General features: G+C 64.2%; 13 protein-coding genes. 4 read left to right on the top strand and 9 right to left on the bottom strand.

Annotation, left to right across the window (positions count from 1 at the left end; genetic code table 11):
- The gene (locus CH293_RS08380; protein ID WP_176459946.1) at nucleotides 1-936 is read left to right on the top strand and encodes a 2-hydroxyacid dehydrogenase; all 936 of its coding nucleotides are present in this window, start codon (nucleotides 1-3) and stop codon (nucleotides 934-936) included.
- Between the two features lie 21 nt (nucleotides 937-957).
- On the opposite strand, the gene CH293_RS08375 is transcribed toward CH293_RS08380, so the two are convergent.
- The 6 genes from CH293_RS08375 to CH293_RS08350 all read right to left on the bottom strand — a co-directional run bounded on the left by CH293_RS08375 (nucleotide 958) and on the right by CH293_RS08350 (nucleotide 7,385).
- The gene (locus CH293_RS08375) at nucleotides 958-1,764 is read right to left on the bottom strand and encodes an IclR family transcriptional regulator (RefSeq protein WP_170945187.1); all 807 of its coding nucleotides are present in this window, start codon (nucleotides 1,762-1,764) and stop codon (nucleotides 958-960) included.
- 53 nt (nucleotides 1,765-1,817) lie between these two features.
- On the bottom strand, nucleotides 1,818-2,978 hold the full coding sequence (locus CH293_RS08370) for an enolase C-terminal domain-like protein (RefSeq protein WP_037112098.1): 1,161 nt from the start codon (nucleotides 2,976-2,978) through the stop codon (nucleotides 1,818-1,820).
- Nucleotides 2,979-2,990: 12 nt separating this feature from the next.
- Nucleotides 2,991-4,316: a sugar ABC transporter substrate-binding protein gene (locus CH293_RS08365; RefSeq protein WP_037112097.1), complete on the bottom strand. Its 1,326-nt coding sequence runs from the start codon at nucleotides 4,314-4,316 to the stop codon at nucleotides 2,991-2,993.
- A 2-nt stretch (nucleotides 4,317-4,318) separates the two neighbouring features.
- Nucleotides 4,319-5,200: a carbohydrate ABC transporter permease gene (locus CH293_RS08360; RefSeq protein ID WP_170945186.1), complete on the bottom strand. Its 882-nt coding sequence runs from the start codon at nucleotides 5,198-5,200 to the stop codon at nucleotides 4,319-4,321.
- A gap of 4 nt (nucleotides 5,201-5,204) precedes the next feature.
- Nucleotides 5,205-6,146, bottom strand: coding sequence for a carbohydrate ABC transporter permease (locus tag CH293_RS08355; protein ID WP_052059452.1), 942 nt, complete (start codon nucleotides 6,144-6,146; stop codon nucleotides 5,205-5,207).
- A gap of 258 nt (nucleotides 6,147-6,404) precedes the next feature.
- Nucleotides 6,405-7,385 carry a dienelactone hydrolase family protein gene (locus tag CH293_RS08350; RefSeq protein ID WP_255122765.1) on the bottom strand — a complete coding sequence of 327 codons (981 nt, stop codon included), beginning with the start codon at nucleotides 7,383-7,385 and terminating at the stop codon, nucleotides 6,405-6,407.
- Between the two features lie 106 nt (nucleotides 7,386-7,491).
- Here CH293_RS08350 and CH293_RS08345 point away from each other — a divergent pair, with 106 nt between their 5' ends.
- Nucleotides 7,492-8,670 carry a hypothetical protein gene (locus tag CH293_RS08345; RefSeq protein WP_094719941.1) on the top strand — a complete coding sequence of 393 codons (1,179 nt, stop codon included), beginning with the start codon at nucleotides 7,492-7,494 and terminating at the stop codon, nucleotides 8,668-8,670.
- Between the two features lie 82 nt (nucleotides 8,671-8,752).
- Here CH293_RS08345 and CH293_RS08340 read toward each other — a convergent pair whose 3' ends face one another.
- Nucleotides 8,753-9,565 carry an NAD(P)-dependent oxidoreductase gene (locus tag CH293_RS08340; protein WP_037112091.1) on the bottom strand — a complete coding sequence of 271 codons (813 nt, stop codon included), beginning with the start codon at nucleotides 9,563-9,565 and terminating at the stop codon, nucleotides 8,753-8,755.
- A gap of 171 nt (nucleotides 9,566-9,736) precedes the next feature.
- Here CH293_RS08340 and CH293_RS08335 point away from each other — a divergent pair, with 171 nt between their 5' ends.
- Both CH293_RS08335 and CH293_RS08330 read left to right on the top strand, forming a co-directional pair.
- Entirely contained in the window at nucleotides 9,737-10,816 is a 1,080-nt protein-coding gene (locus CH293_RS08335; RefSeq protein ID WP_037112089.1) for an ABC transporter ATP-binding protein, read from the top strand.
- A 162-nt stretch (nucleotides 10,817-10,978) separates the two neighbouring features.
- Complete coding sequence (locus tag CH293_RS08330) at nucleotides 10,979-12,193, top strand: mandelate racemase/muconate lactonizing enzyme family protein (RefSeq protein ID WP_094719940.1); 1,215 nt, start codon at nucleotides 10,979-10,981, stop codon at nucleotides 12,191-12,193.
- A 3-nt stretch (nucleotides 12,194-12,196) separates the two neighbouring features.
- Here the strand turns inward: CH293_RS08330 and CH293_RS08325 are convergent, their stop codons facing one another.
- Together CH293_RS08325 and CH293_RS08320 are read right to left on the bottom strand one after the other, a co-directional pair.
- A complete protein-coding gene (locus tag CH293_RS08325; protein WP_037112085.1) occupies nucleotides 12,197-13,669 on the bottom strand; it encodes a mannitol dehydrogenase family protein in 1,473 nt (490 codons plus the stop codon).
- Nucleotides 13,666-14,688 (bottom strand): NAD(P)-dependent alcohol dehydrogenase, encoded by a 1,023-nt coding sequence (locus tag CH293_RS08320; RefSeq protein ID WP_037139886.1) that lies wholly within the window; start codon nucleotides 14,686-14,688, stop codon nucleotides 13,666-13,668. The genes CH293_RS08325 and CH293_RS08320 overlap by 4 nt, the downstream gene beginning before the upstream one ends.
- Nucleotides 14,689-14,721 lie beyond the last annotated feature (33 nt).

The following is a 14,721-nucleotide window of genomic DNA, read 5'->3' as shown; positions in this document are numbered from 1 at the left end:
ATGAAGATCGTCGTCGGAGACGGAAACATACTGCCGTACCGAGAGCAGTTCGAGGACGGACTGCCCGACGACGCCGACGTGATCTGGGTCGTTCCGTTCGACGAGGCTCGTGTGCTCGCGGAACTGCCCGACGCCGACGTGTACGTGGGCGGAAAGTTCAGCGCAGCGATGGGTGCGGCCGGGTCCCGGTTGAAGATGGTCCACGTCGTCGGTGCTGGAACCGACAACGTCGACCGGTCCGGTCTGAGTCCGGACGTTGAAGTATGCAACACCTTTCACCACGAACAGTCCATAGCCGAGTACGTCGTCTCCGCGACCGTGATGCTACGTCGCAATTTTCTCGTTCAGGATCGTGCGCTGCGAGCAGGCGTGTTCAGTACCGCCGTCTACGACTCGTCGATTCCGCAACCTCTGTCGCTCGTGGACGCCCGCATCGGTTTCGTCGGGTTCGGGCACATCGGCAAGCGGACATGGAAGCTCTTCGAGGCCTACGGAGCGCACGGAGCCGCAGTGACCGGTAGTGGTACAGCAGCCGACGTCGGCCTCGAATGGTTGTCCAGCACCGCTGATCTCGGAAAGCTGATGCACTGGTCCGACGTCGTGGTCGTGTCGGCGCCGCTGACCGACTCGACGCGCGGCATGATCGGCGAGGACGAGTTGTCCAGTTTGGGCAGCGGCGGCATCCTCGTCAATGTCGGTCGAGGGCCTGTGGTTCAGGAGCAGGCTCTGTTCGATGCGCTGGCCGGGCACACGATCGCGGCTGCAGCCATCGACGTCTGGTACCAGTACCCCGGCGCCGACGGTGTCGGTCGACCGAGCACGTTACCGTTCGCGGACCTGGACAACATTCTGATGACCCCGCATTCGTCCGGCGTCACCCACCACACGTTCGTCGGGAGAGTCGCGGACGTCGCGGCCAACATCTCACGCCTGTGAACGCGTGAACGCTGGTGCGGGTCAGCGCACGCCCTCGGCGCGGAGCTCACGAGCCCAGGCGTCGGCGTGCTTGGTCAGGACACCGGCGATGCGCTCGAGTTCACCCGGATACGACGCCACCTCCGCGGGCATCGACACGCTGAGCGCGTCGGTGGCGGGAATGCGGTAGGGCACCACCGTCGCGATGCAGACCACGCCGGGTGTGCCCTGCTCCTGTTCGAGTGACCATCCGCGCTTGCGGACCTCGGCCAGCTCCGCGATGAGCGCGTCGCGGTCGACGATGGTGTTGTCGGTGTATCGCTCCAACGTCTCGGGAAGAAGCTGAGTCACCTCGTCGGTGGTGAGCTCGGCGAGCAACGCCTGACCCAGAGCTGTGACGTGACACGGCAGCTTGCGGCCGACGCGGTGCATGCGCCGGACCTCGAGCTTGGAGCCTCGGCTGGCGAGGTAGATGACGTGGTCCTCGTCGCGTCGGGCGAAGTGGACCGTGTGGCGGACGTCGGAGCGTAGTGCTTCCAGAACCGCGGCGGCCCTACCGACGACGGAATCCTTGTCGAGGTAGGACGTGCCGGTCAGCAGAGCGTGAGTGCCGATGCCGTAGCGCGAACCCGACTCGTCGGCCTCGATCCACCGCAGATCCTTCAGAGTGCGCAGGAGGGCGTGCAAGGACGATCTGGGGTACTTGCACGCCTCCTGCAGCTCGCCGAGACTCATGCGAGTCGGCGAGGCCGCCAGCGTCTCCAGGATGTGAATGGTCCGTTCCGCGGACTTCACCGGCTGGGTGTCCGGAGTGGAGCCTGCAGTAACCGTCTTCACGTCGTTCACCATGAGGACAGTGTCCCTCATATGGAACGCAGTTTCACTCCTGGACACCACTTGACTCAGTATTCCTGTACGAGATTGGCTGCGACGTACTCGTGATCGATCTCTTCCCCCAGGCCAGGACGGTCGGGCATGTGCACGATTCCGTTCTCGTCGATGGAATCCACGATGGATTTGAGGTGCGGCGGAACCCAGTCGTAGTCGGTGTGCGGGTGCAGCAGCCCCCGCTCGTACCAGTGAACGTTGGGCGCCCCGCCGACGAGCGCGAGGTTGGGAGCACCGTTGCCGTGGATCTCGCACTCGAGCCCGAATCCGTCGGCCATGTGCACCGTCTTCATCGCCGGCGTGATCCCGCCGCCGTTCATCGCGCCGACCCGCAGGATGTCGCAGGCCTCGTTGGCGATCCACTCCGACCTGGACTTGTGCCGTCCCGGAGTGGTCTCGGGACCGATGACGGGGGTGTCGATCTGGTCCGCGAGCCACTTGTACGAGCGCAGCGAGAACTCGTCCATCGGCTCCTCGAACCAGGCGAACTTCAAGCGGTCGAGCTCGCGTCCCAACGTGAGGGCTTCGGTGCGCGAGTACCAGTGGTAGCCGTCGAGCATCAGTGAAAAGCCGGGTCCGACGGCGTCGCGTACCGCGGCACAGGCGTCGATGTCGCGGTGAAGGTCAGGGGCGCCGGGGTGCGGCGGCATCCAGGTGTGCAGCTTGATGCCCTGGTAGCCGCGTGCTTTCAGATCACGAGCGAAGGCTGCGAAGTCCTCCGGCGAGGACAGGCCGCCCTCGATGTCGTCACCGCACATGGTGCTCGCGTACGCCTTCACCTCGGAGCGGGCTCCACCGAGCAACTTCCACACCGGAGTGTCGAACTTGTTGCCCGCCAGGTCCCACAGAGCCTGGTCGACGTAGCTGAGCGTGTGCTCGGGCAGTTCGACGGCCTTGGTGCGCTGCCGGATCGCGAACTTCTTCTCGACGGACTCACGCGCAAGCGGATCGGTCCCGATCAGGACCGACTGGAAGTACTGCTCCACCTGGTCCTGACGCAAGTAGTTGGGCTTGCCGAGAACGTAACCGCTGGCTCCGTCGGAATCGGTGATGCGCAGCAACGCCTGGGTGGACTGGCTGGACGGGCCGGGGTGACGGTGTCCGTAGGAGTCGACCGACGTGCGCGCCTCCGTCTTGAACACCTGCACGGCAACTTCCGTGATGACGCTGGACATGGTGCTTATCCCCTATTTGCCCTGACGGGCATCGTATTTGGCCTTGGAACGGTTGAGTTTCTCGGCGAAGTCGTCGGCGAAGTCCTGGGCGCTGAGCTGCCCGATCAGAACCTTCTGCCACTGGCCCAGCATCTGCACCTGGACGATCTTGCCGAAGTCCGGCAGGTAGTCCGGCGGCGTGACCAGGACGGTCTTCGGGTCGTCGAGTGCGGCCTGAGCGGCCTGCACGGACGGCATCGTCTGGAACGACGGCGCCGACCGCGCGACGGTGTTGACCGGAATCTGGCCGACGTTCTCGTTCCAGTACGCCTGCGACTCCGGAGACGTCATGAACTCGAGGAACTTCCAGGCTGCAGCCTGGTGCTGACTGGACTTGAAGACCGTGTACGACGGGAACGGGTCGGTCATCACCGTGCGGACGCCGTTGTCCGCGAGCGGAAGTGCGACTGCGCCGACCTTGTCGCCGAGCGCCTTCCTGTGGTTGCTGAGCGAGCCGAGGTTGTGCTGCATCATCGCAACCGACCCGCCCCCGAAGCTGGCCACCATCTGCGGGAATCCGTTGTTGACGTCGGCGGTGGGGGTGTCGACGTCGTACAGGGCGGCGAATCGTTCGATGGCCTCGACCATCTCGGGGCGGTTGACCGTCGATTCGCTGCCGTCGAAGAAGTTCTCGATACCGGTCGTCGCGAACATGTGTTGCAGTAGCGGATAGATCGATCCCGCTCCGCCGCGGATGGTGAATCCGTACCGGCCGGCGGCCTTGTCGGTCAGTGCGTCCGACGCCTCGTAGAACTCGTCCCAGGTGTCCGGTGGTTCCAGTCCTGCCTCGTCGAACCAGTCGGCGCGGTACCACAGTGTTGCGTTGTTACTGGTGAACGGCAGGCCGTAGAGAACCTCACCACCGCCGGACTCGCGAGCGGATTCGATGATCTTGGGGTCGTAGTCGGTCTTCTGCGGCGATGCGTCGAGGAACTGGTCCAGCGGAATGACGGCATTCTGAGCGACGAGCGGCGCGAGGTATGCAGTGGAGACGATACCGAGGTCCGGGGCCGAACCGCCGGCAAGCGCCGTCTGGTACTTCTGCTGCGCGCTGTCCGACGGTAGGCCGACGTACTCGATGTCGATACCGGGATTCGCAGCTTCGAAACGGCGAATCAGCTCTTCGTACAACGGAGTTCGATCAGGTCCGGCATTGTTGTCCCAGAAGGTGAGGGTGCCGCTGTTCGGGTCGCCCAGTGCGCCGTCGGGCAACGATGTTTCCGAGCTGCAGCCCGCGAGGACGAGCGCGGCCACAGTGCCGACGAGGAACGTTCTTCTGGCCAAATGTGTCTTGGTCATGATCAGCCCTTCACCGCTCCGGCGCTGAGGCCCTGGACGAGGTACTTCTGGATGACGGCGAAGACGGCGACCACAGGCACAGCGGCAATGAGACCGCCGGCCGCGAGGACACCGAAGTCGACGTTGTAGGAACCGATGGTGTAACTCAAACCGACTGGCAACGTGAACTTCTCCTGGCTGCTGATGAACATCAGGCCGAACAGGAAGTTGTTCCAGCTACCGATGAAGGCGAACGAGCCGACGGCGATGAGGCCGGGCCGCAGCAGGGGCAACATGATGATTCGGAACGCTTTCATGCGCGAACATCCGTCGACCATTGCCGCCTCTTCGAGCTCCACCGGGATCTGGGAGATGAAACCCGCCATCAGCATCGCGGCCAGAGGTAGTTGGAACACGGTGTCGGCGACGATGAGGCCGAACAGGTTGTTCACCAGTCCCATTTCGCGGAACACCTGGAACAGCGGGATGAGCAGCATGGCGCCGGGCACGAACTGGCTGCACAACAGCGCCATGACGAGGGGGATCTTGGCACGGAACTTGAAGCGCGCCAACGCGTATCCGGTTGCCAGGGCAACGAAGGTCGTCAGGACCAGGGACAGTCCGGCGACGATCAGGGAGTTCTTGAAGAAGAAGCTGAAGCCCAGCGTGTTCCACACGGTGTCGAAATGATCGAACGTGATGGGCCAGGGAAGCATCGAGTTGGAGCCCGCGGGACGGAACGCGAACACGATCATCCAGTAGAACGGAACGAGCGTGAACAAAAGGTAGAGCGCGAGCGGGAAACCGACGCTGAAGAAACGCGGCTTGGTCTTGTGCACACGCAGTTCGGTGTGGGAATCGGGTGCCGGGGTGGCGATCACCGGTCGATCGGCGGTAGTGGTCATGTTCTCAGGCCTTGTCGCTGTTGAACTTGCTCAGGCGCAAGTAGAGGATCGAGCAGAAGAGCAGGATCACGAATGCCACGGTGGTCAGTGCCGAGCCGTATCCGAAGTCCTGGGCAGTGGTGGCGAGTTGCGAGACGTAGAGCGGCAACGTCGTCGTGACGTCTGCCGGTCCACCGGCGGTCAGTGTGTACAGCAGGTCGACGTTGTTGAACTCCCACACGCCGCGAAGCAGCGTCGAGAGAATGATGACGGCCTTGAGGTGCGGGAGGGTGACGAAGCGGAACCGCTGCCAGCGGTTGGCGCCGTCGACGTTCGCAGCCTCGTACAGATCCTTCGGTGCACTTTGCAGTTCCGCGAGGATCAGGATCGCGAAGAACGGGACACCGCGCCACAGTTCGGCCACCGACGTGGCCCAGAAGGCGGTGTCAGGATCGGCGATGGGGGCGGCCGTGCCGTCGCCGATCCCCATGTCGCCGAGAAGCTTGAACAACCCGGTCGACGGGTTGTAGATGAGGAGCCAGATACCGGTAGTCAGAACGCCGGACACGGCCCACGGCGAGAACACCAGGGCGCGAGCGAGGCCGCGGCCGCGGAATACCTCGTTGACCAGCAGCGCCAGTCCGAGGCCGAGAATCAGCTGGAAGACGACCTGGACGCCGACCCATTTGGCGGTGACGACCAGGCTGTTCCAGAAAGCGTCGTCGGCGAACATGAGCTTGAAGTTCTCGAGACCGGCAAAACCGTTGTCCCACGGCGTCGTCGGGTTGTAGTACTGCAGGCTGTAGTAGAAGACACTGCCCACGGGGTAGAAGATGAAGACCACGAGCAGTACGACGACGGGTGCGATGAGTATGTAGGGCGCCGAGATGCGGCGCTTCTTCCGGATCGGGACGGCCGCGGCGGGTGCAGGCTTCCCTCCCGACCTGGGTGGTGTGGTGGTGACCATGGGTGACGCTCCGAGGGTGAGGGCCTGTGGTGGGCCGACGGGCTGTAGGTCTTGGATCTGGCGGGGTTTGCGAAGACTGTGGGGTGCCGGAGAGAGGCAGGTACGGGAGAATGTCAGTGGTGGGCCTACCTGGGCTCAACGTGATGGGACGTTGTGCTCGTTCATCCGTATCCGTTCACATATATGAACTCACATCGTCTATGTGAATCACTGGGATTCACTATGACGGCAGTCACAAGGCATGTCAAGCGTGACGGGTCATACCGTCCGGCGCAGCCAGTCGGTCACGGCGCCCTGCATGTCCGCGCTGAACACATGTCGGTCGTCGAACCACTGCGTGACCAGGGCGTCGGTGCCGCTGTACGCCTGCGCCAGCGCTGCGTCGGCATCGCGCATTCCAGCGAGCCCGAAATGGCTGTCGCGCTGGGCGAATTGGACCAGAAGTGGAGTCGGTGCGGCGGAGGCGGCGACCGCGGGCCAATCGCACACGGCCGGCAATCCCGGAGTGATCATCAACCAGGTGGTGTCGTCGGCATGACCGTCGGCGATGTCGGCGAACGTGCTCATCATGGCGGTGATGACGGCGGCTTTCACGTCGGTCGCGGCAAGGAGATGCGCGACGCGGGCTCCGCCGCCGGAGAATCCGGTGGTAGCGATGCGGGCGGCGTCGACTCCGGGAAGTCCGCGCAGGACGTTCAACGCGACGAGATCCTCGCGAAGAACCTTTCCGGCCAGGGACGACCCGGTCAGCGCCGCGGCCTTGGCGATCCCGTGTTCGTGCTCGCGTGCGGCGACTTCGTAGCGCTCCTCGTTCATGTCGGCGGCTTTGCGGGCGCGGTCGGGGAAGTCGGCCCATGAGATACGGCGACTGCCCCACGGGAAGACGTCGTGAACCAGAACCGCAAAGCCGGCGTCGACGAGTCCCGCCGCCACGGACTGACCGTCGTAACCCTGTTTCCGCAGTTCGGAGACGCCGGGAGCGGGCCCATCGGGCCCATCGGGTCCGTCCGCGACCTTTTCCTTGCCGTAGAACTTCAGCCCGTCGTGACCGTGCATGAGGAGCACCGCGGGCAGGACGCCACCAGCGTGGTCGGCGGGTTTCAGAAACCATGCCTCGGTCGGTGTGCCCTGCTCTGGGGTGGCCCAGGTCAGTTCGGTTCCGACTACGCCGTCGCGGCGCCAGGTGCGGCCGACGACCGGTTCGGGACGGTCGTGGTGCAGGTTGGAGGAGGTGCCCAACGCGTGCAGGATAGCGGCACGTCGGTTGGATCGTGGACAGTTCGACTCTGAATGTGTTCCCATGTGTGAACTCTGTCCTGTCTGTTGAATGCTTGAAGGGCCATCCATGACCGAGAACTCCGTCGATCGCATCGTCGCGCACGCCTATCCGTGGGATGTGCTCGGCGATCCCCATTTCGTCGATCGCGTACACGCCCTGGGCGTCCGTGAAATAGCGCTTGCTGCCAGCTATCACTCGACCAGGGCCGCAACCCCGTTGCACCCGTCGCACAAGGTCGTCGACGCCCACCACGCGGCGCTGTACCGCCCGGTGCGTCCGGAGGCGTGGGGCGGGCTCACGGTGCAGGCGAGGTCGGCCGCCTGGGGCGGATCCGAGGACGCATTCGGTGACGCCGCAGCCGTACTCGTCGCGGCGGGAATCAAGGTACATGCATGGATCGTCCTGTCGCACAGCACGATTCTGGGTCACGCCCATCCGGATACGACCGTCGTCAACGCGTACGGTGACCGGTACCCGTACGCACTTCAACCCGGGCACCCCGACATCGTCGCCTACGCACGCACCCTCGCCGCGGAAGCTGTCCGGGGCGTCGACCTGTACGGCGTGTCCATCGAAGCCGCGGGTCAGTTGGGATTCGCCCACGTCGGACCGCACGAGAAGACCGACGGGGCGTACCCCGAAATCGGTGACACGTTGATGTCGATCAGCTGCACTCCTCGCGAGCTGGCCGCGTGGGCCGAACACGGCGTCGACTCGGACAAGATCGTCGCGAGACTGCGCGACGGTATCGACGCGTTGTCCGCAGGAACGTTGGCCTCGTCGTCGACGATCGAGGACGTCCTCACTCCTGATGAAGCCGGCGCTGTGCTGGCAGTGCGTCACGCCGACGCCGACACGCTGCGCCGCGAAGTGCTCGCAGCAGTGCGCGCGGAAGTTCCCGACGTTCGCGTCACGCTCCACGGGCACCCCGATCCTTGGAAGACCGGTCCGTCTCCTGCCCTCACGAGCACCGCAGCATCCGACGCCGACGCGGTACTTGTCTCGGCCTGGCCAGGAACTGCCGAGACGGTGTCGGTCGTGGAGAAGACTCGCGCGCTGGTCGGTGACGGCATTGCCGTCGGCGCATACGTTTCCGTGTTGCCGCCGAAAAAACTCGACGAGGTCGACGCCCACGTCGCAGCAACCGTCGCAGCCGGAGCGAACGAACTGCACCTCTACCACCTCGGCCTTGTCAACAAGCCGCAACTCGACTCGCTCGGCTCCGTCATCGCGAACTACTCCTAGCCGCCACCCCCGCCGCACCGAACGTGACGTTCGGTCACTTCAAGTGACCGAACGCCACGTTCGGTGCGAACAGGGCAGCCCACTAGTGCATGCGTGTGCCCAGCGGGTGGTCGCAGAATGCACCACCGACGCGCTGGAGGATCGGGTCGTCGAAGGTCCATTCGTGGTCGGCGAGGAATTCGTCGGCGAACTGCTCGGCGTCGTCCTGGGGTTCGTATCCGATGGCGGCGCCCTGTTCGCCCGACCACCAGGCGCGGGAGTTCTTCGAGATACCCCAGACGGTGTGAAATCCCTTGGCGCTGTCGGACAGGGACGCTTCGATGAGGCGTGCGGTGTCGGCCGGCGACATCCAGCTGGCCAGGCCGCGGTAGTTCGGTGGCTTCTCGAAGCTGGAGCCGATGCGCAGGTTGACCACATCGATGCCGAAGCGGTCGTGGTACAGCCTCCCCAGTGCCTCGACTGCAGCCTTCGACCAACCGTAGAAGCCGTCGGGACGTGGAGTCACATCGCCGGCCAAGGGCTCGCCGCCTGCTTCCGCGTGCGTCCAGAAGCCCACGGCGTGATTGCTCGATGCGGCGACGATGCGGGTGACTCCGTGCGCCACGGCGGCGTCGAAGATCGCCTGCGTGCCGTCGACGTTCACCGACAGGATGTTCGCCCACGAGTCCTCGGTGCTCAATCCGCCGAGGTGCAGGATGGCGTCGACGCCGTCCACTGCCCTGGCCACCGCGGCGCGATCCGTGACCGATCCTTGGACGAATTCTTCTGTGGCCGAGTCGGTATCGGTGATGTCAGCGATATCGAACAGCCTGAGCGTGCGATCCGGCCTACGCAGTAGCGGGCGGAGCATCTTTCCCATGTTTCCGGCAGCGCCGGTGATCAACAGCGTCGTCATGTTTCCTCGTTTCCATCGAAAAGTCTTGTGCTGCGCATCACGTTAGTGCATAGTTCGAGACGAAGTCACCATGTTGACTCAAGTTCACATACATGAACACACGTGAACACAGTTCGATACTCCCACTCGGATCGTCCGGCACGTTCCTGCCGGTGAAGGAGCACACTCATCATGGCAACAGTTGCATTCGAGAACGTCACCAAGTTCTTCCCCGGGGGAGACAAGCCCGCCGTCGACCAGCTCGACCTCGCGATCGAGGACGGCGAGTTCCTCGTCCTCGTCGGACCGTCCGGCTGCGGCAAGTCCACGTCGCTCCGCATGCTCGCCGGTCTCGAGGACGTCGACCGCGGCGCCATCACCATCGGCGGCAACGACGTCACCGAGTTCCAGCCCAAGGACCGCGACATCGCGATGGTGTTCCAGAACTACGCCCTCTACCCGCACATGACCGTCGGCGAGAACATGGGCTTCGGCCTGCGCATCGCAGGTGAGGACAAGGCCGAGATCAAGCGTCGAGTCGAGGATGCCGCCAAGATTCTCGATCTCACCAAGTTCCTCGATCGCAAGCCCAAGGCGCTGTCCGGCGGTCAGCGTCAGCGCGTGGCGATGGGTCGAGCGATCGTTCGCAAGCCCCAGGTCTTCCTCATGGACGAGCCGCTGTCCAATCTCGACGCGAAGCTCCGCGTACAGACTCGCGCGCAGATCTCTGCCTTGCAGCGGCGTCTCGCGACCACCACCGTCTACGTGACGCACGATCAGGTCGAGGCCATGACGATGGGTGATCGAGTTGCTGTCCTCAAGGATGGAGTGTTGCAGCAGTGCGATACTCCTCGCCGGATGTACGAGCATCCGAACAACGTCTTCGTCGCCGGCTTCATCGGATCCCCTGCGATGAACCTTCTCGAACTTCCCCTCGTCGACGGCGGAGTGCGCTTCGGCGGCGAGGTCGTCCCTGTTCCGCGTTCCGCGATCGCCGGCATCGGCGAAAGCTCGGTCACCCTCGGCGTCCGCCCCGAGGATCTCGAACTCACCACAGGCGCGGGTCTCGAGGTCACCATCGACGTGGTCGAAGAACTGGGCGCCGACGCCTACGTGTACGGCCAGGCCGACATCAACGGCACCAAGCAGCCCATCGTCGTGCGCGCCGACGGCCGCATCCCGCCTCGCCGTGGCGAGAAGATCACCCTGTCCTACGCCGCCGAGCGCACTCACCTGTTCTCGACCGTCACCGGCGAACGCCTCGTCGACTGACAGGCTCCCGGGGGTGGAAATGCATGCAGCGTGGTGTATTTCCATCCCATGGCGGTGATGCCGAACCCGTATCGATGCATCCACAAATAGTCTTGGACTTGAATGAATCAACCCCATAGCGTGTGAGGTACACCACCAGCCGTTCAAGGGAGATCAGTCGCAGTGTCCATCGACGTAGAGACAAGAACTTCGAAGCCCACCAGCGGACTCACCGCACCCGACGCGGCGATCAAGGCCCTCGCGGCAGGCGACGCGACCATCGACCGGATCGCACACGTCACGCTGAAGTCGATCACGCTGCCGCTGAAGAACCCCATCAGTGATGCCAAGGTGTTGACGGGCCGGCAGAAGGCGATGACCGAGGTTGCATTCTTGTTTGCGGAAATCCGCACGGAGCAAGGGCACGAGGGCATCGGATTCAGTTACTCCAAGCGCGCAGGCGGACCGGCTCAGTTCGCGCACGCGCAGGAGATCGCCCCCGTCCTGATCGGTGAAGATCCCAGCGACATCGCCAAGATCTGGACCAAGCTGCAGTGGGCGGGAGCATCCGTCGGACGCAGTGGCGTTGCGACACAGGCTATTGCGGCTATCGACATCGCGCTGTGGGACCTCAAGGCCAAGCGTGCCCAGCTGCCGCTTGCCAAGCTGATCGGTGCAACGCGTGACTCGGTGCAGACGTACAACACCTCGGGTGGTTTTCTGCACACGCCTATCGAGGAAGTGCTGGACAACGCGACGGCATCCCTCGCAGCCGGAATCGGCGGCATCAAACTCAAAGTGGGTCAGCCGGATTGGCGCACCGACATCGCGCGCGTCACAGCTGTCCGCGAGCACCTCGGCGACGGCGTGCCGCTCATGGTGGACGCCAATCAGCAGTGGGATCGCCCCACCGCCAACCGAATGTGTCGAATCCTCGAGCAGTTCGACCTGGTCTGGATCGAAGAGCCGCTCGACGCGTACGACGCCGAAGGTCACGCAATGCTAGCCCGCACGTTCGACACCTCGATCGCCACCGGTGAGATGCTCGCCAGCGTCGGCGAGCACGTACGCCTGATCGAGGCGGGGTCCGTCGACATCATTCAGCCCGACGCCCCGCGCATCGGCGGCATCACACAGTTCCTGAAACTCGCCGGCCTGGCCGAGCATCGCAACCTGCAGATGGCGCCGCACTTCGCGATGGAAATCCATCTGCACCTCGCGGCTGTCTACCCGCTGCAGACCTGGGTGGAGCACTTCGACTGGCTCGACCCGCTGTTCAACGAGCACCTCGAAACCCGTGACGGCAGAATGCATCTCTCCGACCGTCCGGGCCTCGGCTTCACGCTCAGCGATCAGGCCAAGGCCTGGACCATCGGCACGGCGGAGTTCGGCAAGTAACCCCTATGTGAGGCGGAGGCGTTCCAGGGTCGCGCGGGCGCCTTCGGAGTGCAGAGAGTCCAACTGCGTGCGGTATTCGGCGACGAAGCGTTCGTTGTCGATCAGGTCGCCGAAGACCGCGCGGTTGGCGATGAAGGCCGTCGGATCCTGGTGCTGGCTCGAGGCGATCGGAACGAGCGAGTCCTTCAGCGCGTCGACGATGTCGATCGGTTGACCCTGCTCGTCGACGCCTTCGGCGTAGCGCGCCCAGCTGGCGACGACGGCAGTGGACAACCGGATGTCTCCGCCCGTTTCGAGATTCTTGCGGATGACGGGCAACAGCCACTTGGGAATTCGGTCCGACGATTCCGCGCACAGCCGCGCGACGGTGTCGCGGATCTCCGGGTTGGAGAAGCGTTCGATCAGTGTCTTCTTGTAGTCATCCAGATCGATGCCGGGGACCGGCTGCAGCGTCGGAGTTGCTTCGTTGTTCATGTAGGCCAGCAGGAACTCGGAGAACAGTGAGTCCTGGGCTACCTCGTGCACCAACCGGTAGCCGCTGAGGTAGCCGAAGTACGCGAGTGCCTGATGGCTCGCGTTCAACAGTCGCAGCTTCATCAGCTCGTACGGCGTGACGTCCTCGACCACCTGTACTCCGACGTCCTCGAACGGAGGGCGACCGAGCGTGAACTTGTCCTCGAGGACCCACTGCGTGAACGGCTCGCCCGCGACAGGCCACTGATCGTCCAGCGCGTAACGCTCCGAAAGGCTCTGCACCACTTCGGGAGTGGTCACCGGCGTGATGCGATCGACCATCGAGTTGGGGAATGCCCCCTCGGCGGTCAACCACTGCGCCAACTCGGGATCTTTCAGGTGCGCGAACGCAGTGAACGTCGACTGCGCGATGTGCCCGTTGCCTTCGATGTTGTCGCACGACATGATGGTGAACGGCTTCAGTCCGCGGTCCTTGCGTCGCGCGAGCGCGTCGACGACCAATCCGAACGTCGTCGACGGAACGGCCCCGTCCTTCAGATCGGCCTGAATGGAGGGATTCGCGGCGTCGAATTCGCCCGTCGTCGCGGAGAAGTTGTACCCGCCTTCGGTGATGGTGAGCGAGACGATGCGCGTCGACTCCGCGGCCATCTTCTCGATCACGGCCTCGGGATCGTCCGGTGCGAAGAGGTACTCGACGATGGATCCGATTACTCGGGTGTCCCAGGTGCCGTCCGCGTGCTTGAGCGCCAGCGTGTACAGGCAGTCCTGGGCATCCATGACGTCCTTCATCTTCCGGTCACCGGGGAGGACTCCGACGCCGCAGATTCCCCACTCCGACGCTTCGCCCTGCTGAAGCAGCCGGTCGACGTACATCGCCTGGTGGGCGCGGTGGAACCCACCGACACCGAAGTGCACGATCCCGGCCGTCACCTCGGACCGATCGTAGGTGGGTACCGCGACGTCCTCGATGAAGTCGTCGAGAGTGCGCGAGTTCAGCTTCATACGTCGGTCTCCTTCGAGAATCCTGGGATGACAACAGCTTTGATGCTTCCAGCGACCTTGTCCGCGTTCAACGCGTCCTCGGCGTGAGCGAGATCGAACCGTGCGGTGACCATGGCGTCGAGATCGACGAGGCCTCCGAGCACCAGTTCACGAGCGATGGGCCAGGTGTTGGCGTAGCGGAACACTCCGGTCAGTACCAGTTCGCGGTTCTGGATCAACGAGATCGGCAACGCGTAGTCGGATCCACCCATACCCACCAGCACCACGGTACCTGCGGGCCGAACAGCATGAATGCCGTCGACGACGGCACGGGCCGCACCGGACGCGTCGATGAACGCGTCGACCTCGAACTCTCGAACGTCGTCCGTTGCAGGGTCGAGAACCTGCGTCGCGCCGAAGGTGGATGCGTTGACCCGACGAGCCGCGTCGATGTCGCTGACGATCACGGTCGTGGCGCCGAATGCGCGGGCGACCTGTGCGGTGACGAGGCCTACCGGGCCCGCGCCCGCGATCAACACGCTGGAGCCGGCGGTGATTCGTGCCTTCTGGGCCGACGCGATGCCGACCGACAACGGTTCGAAGAGGGCAGCGGCTTCGTCGGAGATCTCGTCGGGAATCGTGTGCGCGAAGACCGACTGGATCAACACGTACTCGGCGAGGGCGCCGTCGATCGGCGGCGTCGCGAAGAACTCCATGGACGGGCACAGGTTGTATCGGCCGGCGCGCGACTGTGCGCTCGTCGGATCCGGGCGCTGAGGTTCGATCGAGACGCGCTGGCCGATTCGGGTGTCGGCCACTGCGGAACCGACTCCGACGATCACGCCTGCAGCTTCGTGTCCGAGTACCAACGGGCCGTTCACGACGTGGTCGCCGATTCGGCCTTCCCGGTAGTAGTGCGCGTCCGACCCGCAGACTCCGACCGCGGTCACCCGCACCAGCACCTCGTCTGCCGCCGGGGTCGGAACCGGTCGCTCCTCCAGTCGAATCTCGTGGGGTCCGCTGAGAACGCTGACCTGCATCGACTGTGGCACCTCGAACTCTTCATGGGGCGG

The organism is Rhodococcus sp. 14-2470-1b, from assembly GCF_002259415.1.
Lineage (GTDB): Bacteria > Actinomycetota > Actinomycetes > Mycobacteriales > Mycobacteriaceae > Rhodococcoides.
Note: the sequence above shows the minus strand (reverse complement) of the source record. Positions and strands in the feature narration are given on the sequence as shown.

Bases quoted from the DNA above. Each gene is read 5' to 3' on its own strand.
- CH293_RS08380 (WP_176459946.1), top strand. From the start codon at position 1: ATGAAGATCGTCGTCGGAGACGGAAACATACTGCCGTACCGAGAGCAG.
- CH293_RS08375 (WP_170945187.1), bottom strand. From the start codon at position 1,764: ATGGTGAACGACGTGAAGACGGTTACTGCAGGCTCCACTCCGGACACC.
- CH293_RS08370 (WP_037112098.1), bottom strand. From the start codon at position 2,978: ATGTCCAGCGTCATCACGGAAGTTGCCGTGCAGGTGTTCAAGACGGAG.
- CH293_RS08365 (WP_037112097.1), bottom strand. From the start codon at position 4,316: ATGACCAAGACACATTTGGCCAGAAGAACGTTCCTCGTCGGCACTGTG.
- CH293_RS08360 (WP_170945186.1), bottom strand. From the start codon at position 5,200: ATGACCACTACCGCCGATCGACCGGTGATCGCCACCCCGGCACCCGAT.
- CH293_RS08355 (WP_052059452.1), bottom strand. From the start codon at position 6,146: ATGGTCACCACCACACCACCCAGGTCGGGAGGGAAGCCTGCACCCGCC.
- CH293_RS08345 (WP_094719941.1), top strand. From the start codon at position 7,492: ATGACCGAGAACTCCGTCGATCGCATCGTCGCGCACGCCTATCCGTGG.
- CH293_RS08340 (WP_037112091.1), bottom strand. From the start codon at position 9,565: ATGACGACGCTGTTGATCACCGGCGCTGCCGGAAACATGGGAAAGATG.
- CH293_RS08335 (WP_037112089.1), top strand. From the start codon at position 9,737: ATGGCAACAGTTGCATTCGAGAACGTCACCAAGTTCTTCCCCGGGGGA.
- CH293_RS08325 (WP_037112085.1), bottom strand. From the start codon at position 13,669: ATGAAGCTGAACTCGCGCACTCTCGACGACTTCATCGAGGACGTCGCG.
- CH293_RS08320 (WP_037139886.1), bottom strand. From the start codon at position 14,688: ATGCAGGTCAGCGTTCTCAGCGGACCCCACGAGATTCGACTGGAGGAG.